Here is a 16,468-nt window from a genome sequence, read left to right as displayed (position 1 = left end):
CATGGCTGTGCCGCCCACGCCCTCCCGTTCCCGCATCCCAGGCTCCGGCCTCGCCAAGGGTCTGGCCGTCACCCTGCGCACGATGACCAGGAAGTCGGTCACGGAGCAGTACCCGGAAGCCCAGCCCGAACTGCCGCCCCGCACCCGCGGGGTGATCGGCCTGTTCGAGGAGAACTGCACGGTCTGCATGCTCTGCGCCCGTGAGTGCCCGGACTGGTGCATCTACATCGACTCCCACAAGGAGACGGTCCCGCCGACCGCCCCCGGCGGCCGCGAGCGCAGCCGCAACGTCCTCGACCGGTTCGCCATCGACTTCTCCCTGTGCATGTACTGCGGTATCTGCATCGAGGTCTGTCCTTTCGACGCGCTGTTCTGGTCCCCGGAGTTCGAGTACGCCGAGACCGACATCCACGACCTCACCCACGAACGGGACAAACTCCGCGAGTGGATGTGGACCGTCCCGGCCCCGCCGGCCCTGGACCCCGCCGCCGAGGAGCCGAAGGAGATCGCCGCCGCCCGCAAGACCGCCGAGAAGCTGGCGGCCGCGCAGGCCGAACCGGGGGAGGGCGACGCGTGAGACCCGCCTCGTCCCTGAGCCTGGCCGCGGCCCAGCACGGCTTCCTGTCCCCGACCGGCGTCGAGATCGCCTTCCTCCTCGTCGGCCTGGCCACCTTCGGCGCCGCGCTGGTCACCGTCACCACCCGCCAGCTGGTGCACGCCGCCCTGTGGCTGGTGGTCGCGCTCGGCGGCCTCGCCGTCGAATACCTCCTCCTCACCGCCGAGTTCATCGCCTGGGTGCAGGTCCTCATCTATGTCGGTTCCGTCGTCGTTCTCCTTCTGTTCGGTCTGATGCTCACCAAGGCGCCCATCGGCCGCTCCCCCGACGCCGACTCCGGCAACCGCTGGGCCGCCCTGACCGTGGCGGTCGCCGCCGCCGTCGCCCTGGTGTGGGTGGTCGTCGACGCCTTCCGTACCACCTGGATCGATCTGAACGGCCCCGCAGCCGGCAGTACTCGAGTCACCGGCGAGAGCCTCTTCCGGACCTGGGTACTGCCCTTCGAGGCCCTGTCCGTCCTCCTCCTCGCGGCACTGGTCGGCGCGATCGTCCTGTCCCGCAAGGCGAAGGCGGAGCCGAGCCCTCCCCCTGTGAACTCCCGGGCGGTCACCGAGAGTTCCCCTTCCGCCACGGATTCCGGAATTCACCCGGCCGAGAAGGAAGGCGCCCGCTGATGCACCTCGCCTACCCCGCCGTACTCTCCGCCCTCCTCTTCTGCACCGGCCTGTACGGCGTCCTCGCCCGCCGCAACGCCATCCTGGTCCTCATGTCGGTCGAGCTGATGCTCAACGCCGTCAACCTCAACCTGGTCGCCTTCGACGTCTGGCTCAGCCGGGCCGCCAAGGAGAACCTGCACTCCGGCCAGGCGCTGACGCTGTTCACCATCGCCATCGCCGCCGCCGAGATCGGCATCGGCCTGGCGATCGTGCTCGCCGTCTACCGCAACCGCGGCACCTCCGACATCGACAAGCTCCGCGACACCGCCGAGGGCCCCGACACGGCCGGTCCCGACACCGAGGGCCCCGGCACCTCCGCGGCCGAGAAGGCTGAGGCCACCGCGTGACCACGACCACCCTCGCCGTCCTCGTCCCCCTCCTGCCGTTCCTGGGCGCCGTCGCCGGACTGCTGCTCGGCCGCACCGCCCCAGGGTTCGTCCGCCCGCTCGCCGTGCTGCCGCCACTGGCCTCGCTCGTCCTGGCCGCACTGGTCGCTGTACGCCAGGGCGGCGACCAGGCCGTCGACACACACGCCGAGCTGACGCCCACTGGTTCGGTCCCGATCGAGCTGGCGCTGCACATCGACGGCTTCGCCGCGCTCGTCGCGATCCTGGTCGCGTTCGTCGCGGCCTGCGTGCAGATCTACTCGACGGGCTATCTGCGCGACGACCCGCGCTACCCCTCGTACGCCGCCCTCGTCTCCCTGTTCAGCTCCGCGATGCTCCTGGTCGTCTACTCCGGCGACCTGATCGTGCTGCTGGTCGGCTGGGAAGTCATGGGCATCTGTTCCTACTTCCTGGTCGGCCACTACTGGGAGACCCCGGAGGCCCGCGCCGCCTCCCTGAAGGCCTTCCTGGTCACCAAGCTCGGCGACGTGCCGTTCCTCATCGGCCTGTTCGCGCTGGCCACCGACGCAGGGTCCTTCCGCATCACCCGCGTCCTCGGCACCGTGGCGAGCGGCAACCTGCACCACCCGACCCTGATCGCCCTGCTGCTCCTCGCGGGCGTCGCGGGCAAGTCGGCGCAGTTCCCGCTGCATACCTGGCTGCCGGACGCGATGGCGGGCCCCACGCCCGTCTCGGCGCTGATCCACGCCGCGACGATGGTCGCCGCCGGTGTCTACTTCATCGCCCGGCTCCTCCCCGTGTTCGAGGCCTCCCAGGCCGCGATGATCGTCCTGGCCGTCATGGCCGCCGTCACGATGGCCGGCTCGGCGCTCGCCGCGCTCGCCCAGGACGACATCAAGCGCGTCCTCGCCTACTCGACGATCGGCCAGCTCGGCTACATGACCGGCGCCCTCGCCGTCGGTGACCGCGGTGCCGCGGTCTTCCACCTCCTGTCCCACGGCGCCTTCAAGGCGCTGCTGTTCCTCGCGGCCGGCGTGATCATCCACGCCGCCGGCACCAACTCGCTGGCCGCCATGTCCCGTATGCGCGGACTGCGCGACCGCGTCCCGGACGCCTACTGGACGATGACCGTGGCACTCCTCGCACTTGCCGCGATCCCGCCGTTCAGCGGTTTCTTCTCCAAGGAGTCCGTCCTCGGTGCCGCCGAGCACGTCGCCACCGGGAACACCGACCACGCGCCCGGCGCCGCCGGCTGGATCGTCCTCGTCGCCGGCCTGCTCACCGCCCTGCTCACCGCCGCCTACGCGGCCCGGCTGTGGCTGCTGGCCTTCCGCGGCCGGGGCGCCGAGGCCCCCGACCACGGTCGCCAGCCGCTGACGATGACCGTGGTGCTGTGGGTGCTCGCCGTGCCGTCCCTGGCCTTCGGCGGGCTCGCCTACCGCTCGCTGCCCGGCTGGTTCGACGGCCGCGACCTGACCCCGACCCTGCTCACCTCCATCCTCGGCACCGGCCTCGCCGTGGTCGGCGGGCTGCTCACCTACGGCGCCTGGCAGCGCACCAGCGCGCTCGCCGCCCGTGTCCCGGCAGCGCCCACGCCCTCCTTCGCGTGGGAGCACCTCCAGGGCGAGGCCGCCGCACACCCGGAGGGCGACGCGAGCCTGGTCGAGGCCCACGCCCTCGCCGACCACGGGCCGGCCGACCTCGCCCACGCACCCGACCCCGGCCGACTGCTCCTCGGCCCGCTGTACCGGCCCGCGGCCGCCGGTTTCCACCTGGACGCCGTGTACACGGCACTGTTCGTCCGCCCGGTCCAGGCCGGAGCGAGCCTCGTTCGCTTCCTCGACAGCGAGGTCGTCGACACCTACGTACGCGGCGCCGCCGCCCTGCCCCGGCTGCTCGGGGCAGCCGTACGGCGGGCGCAGACCGGCAATGTGCAGACCTATGTGAGCGCGCTGCTCGCCGGCACCGTCGTCCTGGCGGTCGCCGTCGTCCTCGTCGCCACGGGAGCGTGAGCAGGCGTGATCGATATCAACGAGTCCGTGATGCAGTTCCTTCTGGCGTTCGTCGTCGTCGGCCCGCTCCTCGGCGCCGTCGCCGCTCTCCTGCCGGCCCCGCCCGGACTGAAGGGGAAGTCGCCTGAGCAGGCCGTGCTGCGGCACGGTGTGACCGTGACCGGCGCGATCCTCATCGCCGCGATCGTCCTCGCGCTCGGCTTCGACCACGACCATGCGTCGAAGATGCAGGCCACCACCGACATCAGCTGGATCCCCGCACTGGACGTGCGGATCCACCTCGGCATCGACGGCATCTCCCTCCCCCTTCTGGTCCTGACCGCGTTGCTGACCTTCCTCTGCGCGCTGTACTCCTACTTCAAGCCGCCCGCGGGCGGCTCCCCCAAGGCGTTCGTCGCGCTGCTGCTGCTGCTCGAGTCCGGCACCCTCGCGACCTTCGCCGTCCTCGACCTGCTGCTGTTCTTCCTCGCGTTCGAGATGGTGCTCATCCCGATGTACTTCCTCATCGCCCGCTGGGGAGGCGAGGGGCGGACCCGGGCCGCGTGGAAGTTCATCCTGTTCACGCTGCTCGGCTCCGTCGTCATGCTGCTCGGCCTGCTCCTGATCGGAATCAAGGCGGGCACGTTCGACATGGTGGCACTCGCCACTGACAACGGCCGGTCGCTGACCGCATCCGTGCAGGTCATCGCCGTTCTGGCGATCGGGATCGGGCTCGCGGTGAAGACGCCGATGTGGCCGCTGCACAGCTGGCTGCCGGACGCCCACACCGCCGCGCCGACTGTCGGCTCGGTCCTGCTGGCCGGCGTCCTGCTCAAGATGGGTACGTACGGGTTCGTCCGGATTCTGCTGCCGATCGCGCCCCACGGCTTCCACACCTTCGCGCCGTACCTCGCCGCGTTCGCCGTGGTCGGGATCATCTACGGATCCCTCGCCTGCCTGGCCCTGGCCAAGCGGGGCGCGAAGGGCGACCTCAAGCGGCTGATCGCCTACTCCTCCGTCGGCCACATGGGCTTCGTCCTGCTGGGCATCGCCACCATGACCCCGACCGGCGTCAACGGCGCCCTGTTCGCCAACATCGCCCACGGCCTCATCACCGGCCTGCTGTTCTTCCTGGTCGGCGCGCTGAAAGACCGCACCGGCACGACCGACCTCGACTCCTTGGCCGAAGAGACCGGCGCCGCGCTGTACGGCAAGGCGCCCCGCCTCGGCGGGCTGCTCGCCTTCGGCGCCGTCGCCTCGCTCGGCCTGCCGGGCCTCGCCGGGTTCTGGGGCGAGATGCTGGCCCTGTTCGGCGCATTCAAGCCCGCCGCGGACCTCAGCCGGCCCGCGTTCCTCACCTTCATGGCGATCGGCGCGTTCGGCACCCTGCTGACGGCCGCGTACATGCTGATCGTGGTCCGTCGCGTCTGCATGGGCGGCGTCGAACAGGAAGTCCCCAAGCTCGCCGACGTCCACGGCTACGAGTTCGCTGCCTGGACCCCGCTCGTCGCCCTCACCGTCGTCGCCGGACTGTGGCCGAGGGCGCTGCTCGGCCTGACCGACCCGGCCGTGCACCAGCTCCTCGCAGGAGGCACTCGATGAGCGCCCAGCCCGTCGCCGAGTCGCTCGTCCAGTCCGTCGACTGGCTCGCCGTCGCCCCGCCGACCATCGCCGCCGCCGTGGGACTCGTCGTCCTGGTCGCCGACCTCTTCCTGCCCGAGGCCCGCAAGGCCGTCCTGGGCTGGGTCTCGGTCGCCGGACTGGCCGCGGCCGCGCTGATGCTCCTGCCGCTCCTGAACGGCGACCGCAGCACCTTCTGCGTGAACGGCCCCACGCGCGCGTGCAGCTACACCGCCGACCACTTCACGCTCGTCATCCAGTTCCTGGTCCTCGGCGGCGCGCTGCTGGCCGCCCTGCTGTCCGTCACGAACCTCAAGGACGACGAGCGGCGCGTCCCGCCGGGCGAATTCTGGTTCCTGCTGCTGTCCTCGGCGGCCGGCGCCGCCCTGCTGCCCGCCTCCCGTGACCTGGCCACCCTGATCGTCGCCCTGGAGGTCGCCTCCCTGCCCGCCTTCGCCCTCGTCGGCATCCGGCACGGCGACAAGCGGTCCTCCGAGGCCGCCCTGAAGTTCTTCCTGTCCTCGGTGACCGCCACTGCTGTCAGCCTGATGGGCATCAGCTTCGTCTACGCCTCCACCGGCACCCTCTACCTCACCCAGGTCGCCGAGCGCCTGCCGCACGTCGACGGCCAGCTGCACACGCTCGCCCAGACGGGCGTCGTCCTCACCCTCGTCGGCTTCGCCTTCAAGACGGCCGCCGTCCCCTTCCACTTCTGGGTGCCCGACACCTACGTCGGCGCGCCGCTGCCCGTCGCCGCCTACCTGTCGGTCGTCGGGAAGGCGGTCGGCTTCTCCGGTCTGATCCTCGTCACCGTCGTAGCGTTCCCCTCCTACGCCGACGTCTGGGGTCCCGCACTCGCCGCCCTGGCCGCCCTCACCATGACCGTCGGCAATGTCGGTGCCCTGCGCCAGCAAGCCACGCGCGCGTACAGCGCCGTACGGCTCCTCGCCTGGTCCTCCGTCGGCCAGGCCGGCTATCTGCTGGTGCCGATCGCCGCTGCCGGCTACGCCAAGGACCCGCAGAAGGCGATCGGCTCCACGGTGGCCTACGCGCTGATGTACGCCGCCGTGAACCTCGGCGCCTTCGCGGTGGCCGCCCTGGTGGGCCGCAGCCGGGCCCTGAACCGGATCAGCGACTACCGGGGCCTGTACGCCACCAACCCGCTCACCGCGCTGCTGCTGGCGTTCTTCCTGCTGTGCCTGGCCGGGCTGCCGCCGGGCGTCATCGGGCTGTTCGCCAAGGTCACCGTGTTCTCGGCGGCCGTCGACGCGGGCCTCGGCTGGCTCGCCGTCGTGATGGCCGTCAACGTCGTGATCGCCCTCTTCTACTACCTGCAGTGGACGGCCCTGCTGTTCCGCGCCCCCGAGGGCGAACCCGCCCGGCACCGCGTCCCGGCTCCTCTCACGGCCGCCCTCGCCCTCACCGGCGTCCTCGGCGTCGCCCTGTCCGGAGCACCCCAGCTGGTCCTGCGCTTCGCCGCCACCGGCCTGTTCTGAGCCTGTTCCGAGAAGGCCACCGGACCGTACCGAGGACGACACCGGACGGCTGCGAGAAGCCGCCCCGCGCGCGTGGCGCATCCGTGCCGCCACGCGCGCGTGCGCGTGAATGAGCACGTCACCCGTACGGCCGACCGGCGCCCGCGCAGGTATCGGGGAACTCGTGGCCGTCGCCTGGCGTTGTCACAAGCGGGAGGGTCCACTGGACCAAAGTGTTCCCCAGCTGCACGATTTGGAGGGCGCACGGTGCACCGCCGGCACAACGGGCTCAGGACCGCAGTACTCCTCGGGGGACTGTCCGCACTCATCATCGTCATCGGCAGCTTCTTCGGCCGTATGGGACTGATCGTCGCAGTCCTGATCGCCCTGGGGACGAACGCGTACGCGTACTGGAACAGCGACAAGCTGGCGCTCCGCGCGATGCGCGCCCGCCCGGTCAGCGAGTTCGAGGCCCCCGCGCTCTACCGCATGGTCCGCGAGCTGTCCACGCAGGCCCGCCAGCCCATGCCCCGGCTGTACATCTCGCCCACGGAGGCTCCCAACGCCTTCGCCACGGGCCGCAACCCGCGCAACGCCGCGGTGTGCTGCACCGAGGGCATCCTGCGCCTGCTGGACGAGCGCGAGCTGCGCGGCGTCATCGGCCACGAGCTCAGCCATGTCTACAACCGGGACATCCTGATCTCCTCGGTCGCCGGCGCGCTCGCCTCGGTGATCATGTTCCTGGTGAACTTCGCCTGGCTGGTCCCGATCGGCCGCTCGGACGACGATGACGGCCCCGGCCTGCTCGGCATGCTCCTGATCATGATCCTCGGCCCGCTCGCCGCCACCCTCATCCAGCTGGCCATCAGCCGCTCCCGCGAGTACGAGGCGGACGCCTCCGGTGCTCAGCTCACCGGCGACCCGCTGGCCCTCGCCGGTGCCCTGCGCAAGCTGGAGGCCGGCACCCAGCAGCTCCCGCTGCCCCCCGAGCCCCGGATCGAGACCGCCAGCCACATGATGATCGCGAACCCCTTCCGCGCGGGACAGGGACTGACCAAGATGTTCTCCACGCACCCGCCCATGGCGGACCGCATCGCCCGGCTGGAGAAAATGGCAGGTCGCCACCAGTGAAGTGGCTCGTCCTGAGCGGCTTCTGGCTTTTCCTCGGCTACCTGCTCGCCGGCGTCCTGCTCTGCATCACGATCATCGGCATCCCCTCCGGGATCGTTCTTCTGGGTGCAGCATTGCGCTCGGGCCGACGCGTCCTTCGATGATCATCGGAGGCATTGGCTCGGGCCCAGGGAGGGGTCGCCTCCACGGAACGCCGGACGGTGCCCATCCGCCCCTTCAGCAGCGATGGAGCGACCTTGGCCCAGTCGTCATCCGATAGCGAAACCGTGGGGATGTCGAGGCCGGTAGCGGTGTACCAGGCCCGCACTGTGCAGGGGACTCCACCACGGCGCCCATCGGGCACTGGCCCGGTAGTTGTGACCTTCAGCTCCAGCATCGACAGAATCGCGGCCTGCTGCTGTGGGGTCATGTCGGGAAACCACTTCCGCGCCATGCTCGCGAGCCCCCAACGGCGCCCTCCTCTCGCGGTGCGGGCGGCTTGGCCGGGGCCGTGCGCGGATGCGCCAACTTGGGACACAAGGCATGACACAAGGCATGAGGAGTGCGACCCCTTCGCATCAAAAGCAACGCATTTGCTTTAAGTCGCCGTAGGTTCTACAGTCATCTAACGCAAAGCCTTAGCTTTTGTTGTGCGGAGGGCTTCCGATACCTCAGCTGATCAGGAGACAGATCCGTGTCCGCCGATGAACTCACTCCGCCGGAGGCGGCCCGCTGGGCCGCCCGTGCCGGACTCCCGCTGCCGGCCGACCGCCACGACGGGGTCGCGGCCACCGCCAACCACATCCATTCCGTCGTCGCCGTCCTGCGGGAACTCGACTTCGGGGACACCCCGCCCGCCTTCGCCTACCGCGCAGGAGAGGAGAAGCACCATGCAGCCGTTCGAACTGGCTCTGACCGCAGCCGCTGACGCGATCCGGGCACGGCAGCTGTCCCCGGTCGAGCTGGTGGACTCCGTCCTCGACCGCATCGAGAAGGTGGAACCGCACCTTCAGGCCTACGTCACCGTCACGGCCGAGGAGGCCCGCCGGGAAGCCCGCGAGGCCGCGAACGATGCCGCGGGCGGCCGCCTCCGGAGTCCGCTGCACGGCATCCCCATGGGGCTGAAGGACTTGATCGACGTCGCCGGTCTGGCGACGTCGGCCAGTTCCAGGGTTCGCGCGGGCCACCGCGCAGGGGCCGACAGCGCCGTCGCCGCGCGCCTGTCGACAGCCGGTGCGGTCCTGTTGGGCAAGACCCACACCCATGAGTTCGCCTACGGTCTGACCACCCCGCAGACCAACAACGCCTGGAACCGTGACCGGATCGCGGGCGGCTCCAGCGGCGGGTCCGCCGTGGCTGTCGCCGCGGGCACCGCGACCTTCAGCCTGGGCACCGACACCGGCGGGTCCATCCGGGTGCCCGCCGCGCTCAACGGGGTCGTCGGCCTCAAGCCGACCTACGGCCTCGTCCCCCGCACGGGCATCACGTCACTGTCCTGGTCGCTGGACCACGTCGGCCCGATCACCCGGACCGTGGAGGACGCGGCCCTGGTCCTGTCCGTCCTCGCCGGCCACGACCCCCACGATCCCGCCTCGCTGGTCGCGCCCCAGGTGGACTACCGGCCCGGGCCGGGTACGGACCTGACCGGGCTGCGCGTCGGCGTGCCGCGCAACTACTACTTCGACCATGTCGACGCAGAGGTGGAAGCCGCCGTGCGGCACGCCATCGACCAGCTTCAAGCCCTCGGTGCGCGGCTCGTCGAGGTGGAGATCCCGATGACGCGCTACATCCAGCCCACCCAGTGGGGCCTGATGGTGCCGGAGGCCACCGCCTACCACGAGCAGACCCTGCGGACGGTTCCCGAGCTGTACCAGGCGGACGTCCGCATCCTCCTCGAGGCCGGTCAACTCATGCCCGCCGGGGACTACTTGCACGCCCAACGCTCCCGCTCGCTCATGCGGCAGGCCTGGGTCCGCCTGCTGGACGAGGTCGACGTCATCGCCGCCCCCACGGTCCCGGCCACCGCGGTGGCAGCCGACAAGGAGGTGATCACCTGGCCCGACGGCACGGTCGAGAGCGTCTCCGACGCTTACGTACGCCTCTCGTCCCCGGCCAACATCACCGGCGTGCCGTCCCTGTCCGTCCCGGTCGGCTTCGACGCGGCGGGCCTGCCGGTAGGCATGCAACTGCTCGGCCCTCCCCTCGGGGAAAGCGTGCTGCTGCGGGTCGGTCGCGCCTACGAGCAGACCCAGCCGGCCCGCGAACTCGCGCCGGTGGCCTGAGCAAGAGTGTGGGCCCGGGCGGAGCGATCCGCCGGGCCCATTCCCCGGCCGTCGGCCGGGCGGGACGTGAGGTCACAGCAGTGCAGTCGGCGGGATGACGGCATCGAAGGCGGCTCGCTTCAGGTCGCTTCAGAGGTGTGCATCCACACCCTTTTTGACTCCACACCCTTTTTGACTCCACACCCTTTTGACTCCACACCCTTTAGACGCAACAGATTTGCTTTAAGCTGGTGTCATGAGTCGCGAGATGGTACGCCCCGGCGGGCGCAGCGCCCGAGTCCAGGCATCGGTGCACGCCGCCGTCCGCGAACTCGCCTCGGAGGTGGGCCGGGACGCCCTGACCGTACCGCTGGTCGCCCAGCGCGCGGGCGTAACGCCGTCGACCATCTACCGCCGCTGGGGAGACCTACAGGAACTGATGTCGGACGTGGCGGTCGAGCGTCTGCGCCCCGACACGGCGCCCAAGGACCTCGGTGACCTGGCGTCCGACCTGACCGCCTGGGCCGAGCAGTTCTTCGAAGAGATGGCCTCCCCCGCAGGCCGTGCCTACGTCCGCGACGCCCTGCTCGGCGACCCGGACGGCAGCAACGCCGGCCAGTGCTCCGCCTACGCCGCCGAGCAGATCGACGTCATCCTCACCCGCGCAACCGAACGTGACGAGAACACACCCGACACCGAAACGGTCATCGACCAGGTCATCGCCCCCCTGATGTACCGCATCCTCTTCCGCCCGGACGGGCTCGACGCCTCTTACGCCCGCCGACTCGTGGCAACCGCGGTGACTCCCTCACGCACGGGCTCACCGCCTACGGCCTGACCGGCAACCGCCACCGTGCATCGTGAAGTTGCTGGTGATGGCTTTGGCGTGCGTGGGCTTTGGGGTGCCCGGCCTGGTGATGGGCGGGTAGCCACGGTCAGCCGGCTTCGTCAGCTTCCCGCGCAGCGGCTCCGGCTTGCCCCGCACCTCCGTGTCCAGGCCCAGCACCTCGCCGATCTGCCGGACCGCGACCGGAGCGGCGGCCTGCCGCACCGCGGCGAGGATGCGCTGGTACTCCGCCGGCAGCGCGGACTCGGCCACGCCCGGCGCTCGGTCCGGGACCAATCGCACTGTCCGGCTCGCTATGCGGAGCTGCCGCTGGGACATGCTCCGCACGGCTGCGGGCGTCGTCACGCCGTCCACAGCGCGCCGGAAACGTCTGCTCAGGTGCCCCTCACGGGTGGGACGGCTGCCCTTTCTGGCGATTCCGTCCCCGTCACGCCGTGCTCAGAGGCTCGGGTGGGTTGCAGGGGCAGAGAGGGCCACCGGATCGTCTGGGGGCCGTCGGACGGCGCCATCGGCCATGACACGTGTGGATCGGCTGGGTTGGACGGCGTTGACGGTGTGGCGGGGGTACGCGCTCGGGTGTGGGGGAGGGTGTGGTTGCGGATGCCGGAGCGGGTTTCGTGCGGGCCCAGGCTCTGCGGGTGGCGGCGGACGGATTTCACGTATGCGGCGATCAGGGTCAGGCAGGCGGCTGGGGGCAGCAGCAGGACGAACGCTGACGCAGGGTCTGCCGAGAGGGTTCGATGGACGACCTCGTCAGCGATCTTGATCAGCAGGGAGGGGTCGGCGGCGATGGCGAGGACCGCGCCCGTGGCGAGGCATGCGAGCACGAGGGGAGGACTCAGCACCAGGGCGCGCAGAGCGAGCCTGGCGGGGCTCGGCCGTCCGCCGTCCGGCGTGGCCAGCCGTAGCAGCAGCACGTGTTTGCCCGGTGTCGCGCCCGTCAGCCATGGGATGACGACGAACCAGAGCGCGAAGGCCGACGGCAGCGCGCACAGTACTGTGCACTCGCCGAGTTCGCGGTACGTGATGGCCCCGATCAGCCAGCTCATGATGGTGACGCCCGTCGTATCCAGGATGAGTGCGACGAGACGGCGGCCGAAGGGGACCTTGCCGGAGGCGAGAGCCAGGTCGTCGAGGGTGTCCAGCTCGGGCAGTGATCGGGCGAGCGGTCCGGCGATGGCCCAGCCGAGTGCGGCGCCCGCTGTGTTGACGATGAGGTCGTCGACGGCGAAGAGGCGGTAGGGGCAGGCGTAGAGGCCCCAGAGCCCGGTGTACTGGGTCAGTTCGAAGAAGAGTGAGGTGGTGAACCCGGCTGCCGTGGCGGCGGTGAGGCCGCGTCGGAAGTGGATCCGTACGAAGACCCCGAGCGGCAGCAGCAGGAGCACGTTGAACACGTTCTGCCAGAAGGCGGGGTTGTGCAGTACCAGTGCGTCGAGTGTGGCGTGGTGGTGTGCCTCCTTCCAGATGTCGGTGACGGCGACACCCGGTGTGAGCTGGGGGTGGGCGAAGGCCGGATACGCTTTGCAGACGTCCACCGAGGGTTTCGGCAGGGGCACGATCGTCATGCAGAAGGCGGTGAGCGCGTAGTACACGCCGCCGTACAGCGACAGTGCTCGCCAGCGGGTCATCACGCCGTGCCGCCGGTAGAGGACGATCGCCGTCGGCACGAACATCAGCAGCGCCAGCGCGGGGAAGAGCAGCGCGGCCGTACGGATCGGCAGCAGGTACGTCGAGTTCATGTCTTCTCGGTCGGTTTCGTCTCTGCGGTGCGGGCATGTGCAGGCATGTGCGGGGAAGCCATGGCGTTTGCGGGTCCTGGGGCCTGACCCACCGGACAGGCCCTAGTGCGCCTGGATCGCCCGGAGCATGTTCAGCCGTGCGGCTCTGCGGGCCGGCCAGATGGCCGCGAGTACTCCGATCAGCAGGGCCAGCGCGAGGAAGAGCCCGAGCTCGGCCCAGGGCAGGAGCGTCTCGTACAGCGGCATCGACGCTGTTGTCAGGCTGCCCGCGGCCCAGGCCAGGAAGGTGCCCGTGCCGATCCCGAGCAGGGCGCCGAAGAGGGAGATGACCACCGATTCGAGCCGGACCATCTGCCTGATCCCGGAGCGGTCCAGGCCGATGGCCCGCAGCATCCCGATCTCCCGGGTGCGCTCGAAGACCGACATGGCGAGGGTGTTGACGACGCCGAGCACCGCGATGACGACGGCCATGGCGAGCAGCCCGTACAGCATGGTGAGGACGGTCGTCATGGATCCACTGCCGGCCTTGATGAGCTGTTCCTGGGTCTGGACCTTCAGCAGCGGGCTGTTGCCGAGCGCCTGGCGGATCTTCTGCTCCAGTCCTGCGGCCTTGCCGGGCTCGGCCTTGACCAGGACGTTGTCGAGTTTGTGGGTCTCGGCGGAGGGGAGGACGTCGGCCACGGTGCCCAGCGCGTCGTACGCGGCACGGGTCTTGGCGTAGACGGCGACGACCGTCAGCTTCTTCTTGTTCTTCGTGTTCGGCGTGTTCGGCGTGTTCGGCGTGCCCCCGCCGGTGTTCATGTCGGCGTCGATCGTGTCGCGGACATGCAGTCCGGCCTGCCGTGCGAACTCGTCGGAGACCGCGATCCTCCCGGGACCGACGTCACGCAGCGAGCCGGCCTGGAAGTTCAGGTCCACCACCTTGCCGAACGTCTTCGGGTCCGTGCCCGTGATCGTGGCGAAGGCGCCCTGGGTGTCGAAGTTTGCCGAGGTGACGGGGGCGGCCGCCGCGACGCCCGGCAGTTTGGCGATGTCGTCGGCCGCGGCGGTGTCGAGGCCGCGGTAGGCGCCGTTGGAAACCTTGTAGTCGGCGGCCAGGCCCTGGGTCGCTTCCTCGTCGAGGGCCCGCTGGGTGGAGTACCCGCCGACGGCGAGACCGGTGATCAGGGTGAGGCCGATCATCAGGGCCGAGGCGGTCGCGGCGGTGCGCCGCGGGTTGCGCAGGGCGTTCTCCTTGGCCAGCTTGCCGCTGACGCCGAAGCGCGCGGTGACCTTGCCGGCCAGGGTGATCAGCGGCCGGGAGAGCAGCGGGGCCAGCACGATCATGCCGCACAGGGTCAGGGCGGAGCCGAGCATGGCGGTCATCAGGTTCGACTCCTTGCTGGTCTTCAGCGTGGAGACGTACAGCATGACCGCGACACCGAGTCCGGTCAGGAGCGTGCCGAGGACGTTGCGGACCTTCAGGGTGCGGGCGGGCGGTGCCAGGCCGGCGCTGCTGAGCACCGCGACCGGCGCGATCTTCGCGGCCCTGTGGGACGGCAGCCAGGCGGCCAGGACGGTCACGGCGACGCCGACCGCCAGCGATGCCAGCGGGGCGGTGGGCGAGACGACCAGGGGGCCGTCGGGCAACTCGGCGCCGCCGGTGCTGAGCAGGGGGCGCAGGGCGGTGGCGATGCCGAGGCCGAGTACGAATCCGGCGGCGGAGGCGCCGAGTCCGACGAGGGCGGCCTCGATGAGGACGGAGCGGACGACCTGGCGGCGCGAGGCGCCCACGGCCCGCAGCAGGGCGATCTCACGGCTGCGCTGGGCGATCAGCATGGTGAAGGTGTTGACGATGATGAACACCCCGACGAACAGCGCGATGCCCGCGAAGCCCAGCAGCGTCTTGGTCAGCCGCGTGGTGTTCTCGGCGATCTGCTGGGACTGTTCGGCAGCCAGGTCGGCGCCGCTGGTGGCCCTGGCGCCCTTGGCGGGAAGCAGGGACCGCACCTGGGCGGTCAGCGCGCGCTCGTCGGTCCCGGGCTTGGCCGCCACCGCTATCGCGTCGAACCGGCCAGGGGTGAGGAACAGCTTCTGCGCGGTCGTGGTGTCGAACAGCGTCAGCGTGCCGCCCGCGGTGACGCGCGGGTCGTCGGTGGTGACGATGCCGACCAGCTTCTTGTTCAGCGCGGGCCCGTCGGTGGCGAAGCGGACGGTGTCACCGACGCGGTAGCCGGCCTTCTCGGCGGTCGTGGCGTCCAGGGCCAGCTCACCATCGGTGGCCGGGCCACGGCCCGCTTGCAGCGGGAAGCGGCTGTCCTTGCCGTCGTTGCCGGGCAGATAGTTGGTGGCCAGGTTCTGCCGGCTGCTGTCGGCGTTGACCGGGCGGCCGTCCTTGCCGGCCAGCGTGGCCTGGCCGTTGACGGTGGGCCGCACCGAGTCGACGCCCGGCAGCGCGCGGATCTTCTGTGCCAGCGCGGCGTCGAGGACAGAGGTGCGCCCGCCGTCCTTGCCGGCGGCGGTGCCGGCGCCGGGGGGCGCCTGTGTCTCGTCGCCGGGGGACTCCCCCGCCTGGACGGCGACGGCGACGCCCTTGAGGCTCTGGGCGGAGGCGTTGCGGAAGGCGTTCGCGGTGGTGTCGCCGAAGACGAGGGTGCCGGAGACGAAGGCGACGCCGAGCAGGACCGCGAGCGCGGTCATCATCAATCGGCCTTTGTGCGCAAGGACGTTGCGCAGGGCGGTACGCAGCATGGTGGTGGTGTCAGTCCTGGAGGTACGCGGCGGGAAGTTGGAGTCGTGCGGCGGAGGAACGCGTCAGCTCGTCCGGCCGCTGGTGTCGAAGCGCCGCATCCGGTCGAGTACGTCTTCGGCGGTGGGGGCGGGCAACTCGTCGATGAGACGTCCGTCGGCGAGGAAGATGACGCGGTCGGCGTAGGAGGCGGCCACCGGGTCGTGGGTGACCATGACGATGGTCTGGCCCAGTTCGCGTACGGAGTCCCTGAGGAAGCCCAGGACTTCGGCTCCCGAGCGGGAGTCGAGGTTGCCGGTCGGCTCGTCCGCGAAGATGATCTCCGGCCGGCTCGCCAGCGCGCGGGCCACGGCGACCCGCTGCTGCTGTCCGCCGGAGAGTTGTGAGGGGCGGTGCCGGAGCCGTTCGGCCAGGCCGACGGTCCCTACGACGAGGTCCAGCCACTGCTGGTCGGCGTTGCGGCCGGCGATGTCCATCGGCAGCGTGATGTTCTCGATGGCGTTCAGCGTGGGCAGGAGGTTGAACGCCTGGAAGATGAAGCCGATCTTGTCTCGGCGGAGCCTGGTGAGCTGCCGGTCGCCCAGGCGGGAGAGCTCGGTGTCACCGACCCGGGCGGAGCCCGCGGAGATGGTGTCGAGCCCCGCCATGCAGTGCATCAGGGTCGACTTGCCCGAGCCGGACGGGCCCATGATCGCGGTGAACCGGCCGCGCCCGAACTCCACGGAGACCGAGTCGAGCGCCACGACGCGGGTCTCGCCCTCGCCGTAGATCTTGCTCAGTCCGGCGGCGCGTGCGGCGGCCGGGGCGGATGCCGGGACACGCGGGGGTGCAGGGGTGGCGGCTGTGTACGACATGGACGACTGCGGCATGGGGACTCCGGGGACTCCTGGAAGGGGTGCTCGACTCGCCTCCATCGTGGTCGCGCAGGTGGCCCGGATCCGTCGCCCTCAGGTCCCGAATCAACGGCCTGCCAAAGGGCAGAGCCGCCGGACGTGCGTATGCCCCGAGGGAGACAGCGCCTCTACCGAAAGGAAGGCGTGAACGACGGAGCCTCTGTCCGGAGAAAGACCCGCAGTCC

General features: G+C 70.5%; 14 protein-coding genes and 1 pseudogene. 11 read left to right on the top strand and 4 right to left on the bottom strand.

What is annotated here, in order from left to right:
- Nucleotide 1 precedes the first annotated feature (1 nt).
- The 11 genes and pseudogenes from AB5L52_RS18335 to AB5L52_RS18285 all read left to right on the top strand — a co-directional run bounded on the left by AB5L52_RS18335 (nt 2) and on the right by AB5L52_RS18285 (nt 10,914).
- Nucleotides 2-577, top strand: a complete 576-nt coding sequence (locus tag AB5L52_RS18335) for an NADH-quinone oxidoreductase subunit I (RefSeq protein WP_351030122.1) — start codon at nt 2-4, stop codon at nt 575-577.
- Nucleotides 578-591: 14 nt separating this feature from the next.
- On the top strand, nt 592-1,230 hold the full coding sequence (locus AB5L52_RS18330; RefSeq protein ID WP_369368921.1) for an NADH-quinone oxidoreductase subunit J: 639 nt from the start codon (nt 592-594) through the stop codon (nt 1,228-1,230).
- Entirely contained in the window at nt 1,230-1,619 is a 390-nt protein-coding gene (gene nuoK, locus AB5L52_RS18325; RefSeq protein ID WP_351030120.1) for an NADH-quinone oxidoreductase subunit NuoK, read from the top strand. The genes AB5L52_RS18330 and nuoK overlap by 1 nt, the downstream gene beginning before the upstream one ends.
- Nucleotides 1,616-3,631: an NADH-quinone oxidoreductase subunit L gene (locus AB5L52_RS18320; protein ID WP_369365042.1), complete on the top strand. Its 2,016-nt coding sequence runs from the start codon at nt 1,616-1,618 to the stop codon at nt 3,629-3,631. The genes nuoK and AB5L52_RS18320 overlap by 4 nt, the downstream gene beginning before the upstream one ends.
- Before the next feature lie 6 nt (nt 3,632-3,637).
- The gene (locus AB5L52_RS18315; RefSeq protein ID WP_351030117.1) at nt 3,638-5,212 is read left to right on the top strand and encodes an NADH-quinone oxidoreductase subunit M; all 1,575 of its coding nucleotides are present in this window, start codon (nt 3,638-3,640) and stop codon (nt 5,210-5,212) included.
- The gene (locus AB5L52_RS18310; protein ID WP_369365040.1) at nt 5,209-6,726 is read left to right on the top strand and encodes an NADH-quinone oxidoreductase subunit N; all 1,518 of its coding nucleotides are present in this window, start codon (nt 5,209-5,211) and stop codon (nt 6,724-6,726) included. The genes AB5L52_RS18315 and AB5L52_RS18310 overlap by 4 nt, the downstream gene beginning before the upstream one ends.
- Before the next feature lie 246 nt (nt 6,727-6,972).
- The gene (htpX, locus tag AB5L52_RS18305; RefSeq protein ID WP_369365038.1) at nt 6,973-7,836 is read left to right on the top strand and encodes a zinc metalloprotease HtpX; all 864 of its coding nucleotides are present in this window, start codon (nt 6,973-6,975) and stop codon (nt 7,834-7,836) included.
- Nucleotides 7,833-7,931: pseudogene (locus AB5L52_RS18300) on the top strand (YccF domain-containing protein); the annotation flags it as partial. The gene htpX and the pseudogene AB5L52_RS18300, both read left to right, overlap by 4 nt.
- Nucleotides 7,932-8,509: 578 nt before the next feature.
- Nucleotides 8,510-8,743 carry a hypothetical protein gene (locus AB5L52_RS18295; RefSeq protein ID WP_351030110.1) on the top strand — a complete coding sequence of 78 codons (234 nt, stop codon included), beginning with the start codon at nt 8,510-8,512 and terminating at the stop codon, nt 8,741-8,743.
- Nucleotides 8,706-10,097 (top strand): amidase, encoded by a 1,392-nt coding sequence (locus AB5L52_RS18290; RefSeq protein ID WP_351030108.1) that lies wholly within the window; start codon nt 8,706-8,708, stop codon nt 10,095-10,097. The genes AB5L52_RS18295 and AB5L52_RS18290 overlap by 38 nt, the downstream gene beginning before the upstream one ends.
- A gap of 235 nt (nt 10,098-10,332) precedes the next feature.
- Nucleotides 10,333-10,914, top strand: coding sequence for a TetR/AcrR family transcriptional regulator (locus AB5L52_RS18285; protein WP_369365035.1), 582 nt, complete (start codon nt 10,333-10,335; stop codon nt 10,912-10,914).
- On the opposite strand, the gene AB5L52_RS18280 is transcribed toward AB5L52_RS18285, so the two are convergent.
- The 4 genes from AB5L52_RS18280 to AB5L52_RS18265 all read right to left on the bottom strand — a co-directional run bounded on the left by AB5L52_RS18280 (nt 10,897) and on the right by AB5L52_RS18265 (nt 16,244).
- Nucleotides 10,897-11,175: a hypothetical protein gene (locus AB5L52_RS18280; protein ID WP_369365034.1), complete on the bottom strand. Its 279-nt coding sequence runs from the start codon at nt 11,173-11,175 to the stop codon at nt 10,897-10,899. The two genes, AB5L52_RS18285 and AB5L52_RS18280, sit on opposite strands and share 18 nt — an antisense overlap.
- Before the next feature lie 122 nt (nt 11,176-11,297).
- A complete protein-coding gene (locus tag AB5L52_RS18275; protein WP_369365032.1) occupies nt 11,298-12,662 on the bottom strand; it encodes a VanZ family protein in 1,365 nt (454 codons plus the stop codon).
- Between the two features lie 102 nt (nt 12,663-12,764).
- The gene (locus AB5L52_RS18270) at nt 12,765-15,392 is read right to left on the bottom strand and encodes an ABC transporter permease (RefSeq protein WP_369365030.1); all 2,628 of its coding nucleotides are present in this window, start codon (nt 15,390-15,392) and stop codon (nt 12,765-12,767) included.
- A 63-nt stretch (nt 15,393-15,455) separates the two neighbouring features.
- Nucleotides 15,456-16,244: an ABC transporter ATP-binding protein gene (locus AB5L52_RS18265; protein WP_369368919.1), complete on the bottom strand. Its 789-nt coding sequence runs from the start codon at nt 16,242-16,244 to the stop codon at nt 15,456-15,458.
- Nucleotides 16,245-16,468: the final 224 nt, after the last annotated feature.

The organism is Streptomyces sp. CG4 (assembly GCF_041080655.1).
Classification (GTDB): Bacteria; Actinomycetota; Actinomycetes; order Streptomycetales; family Streptomycetaceae; genus Streptomyces.
The sequence above is the reverse complement of the archived record's forward strand: the minus strand, read 5'-3'. Positions and strand labels throughout refer to the sequence as shown.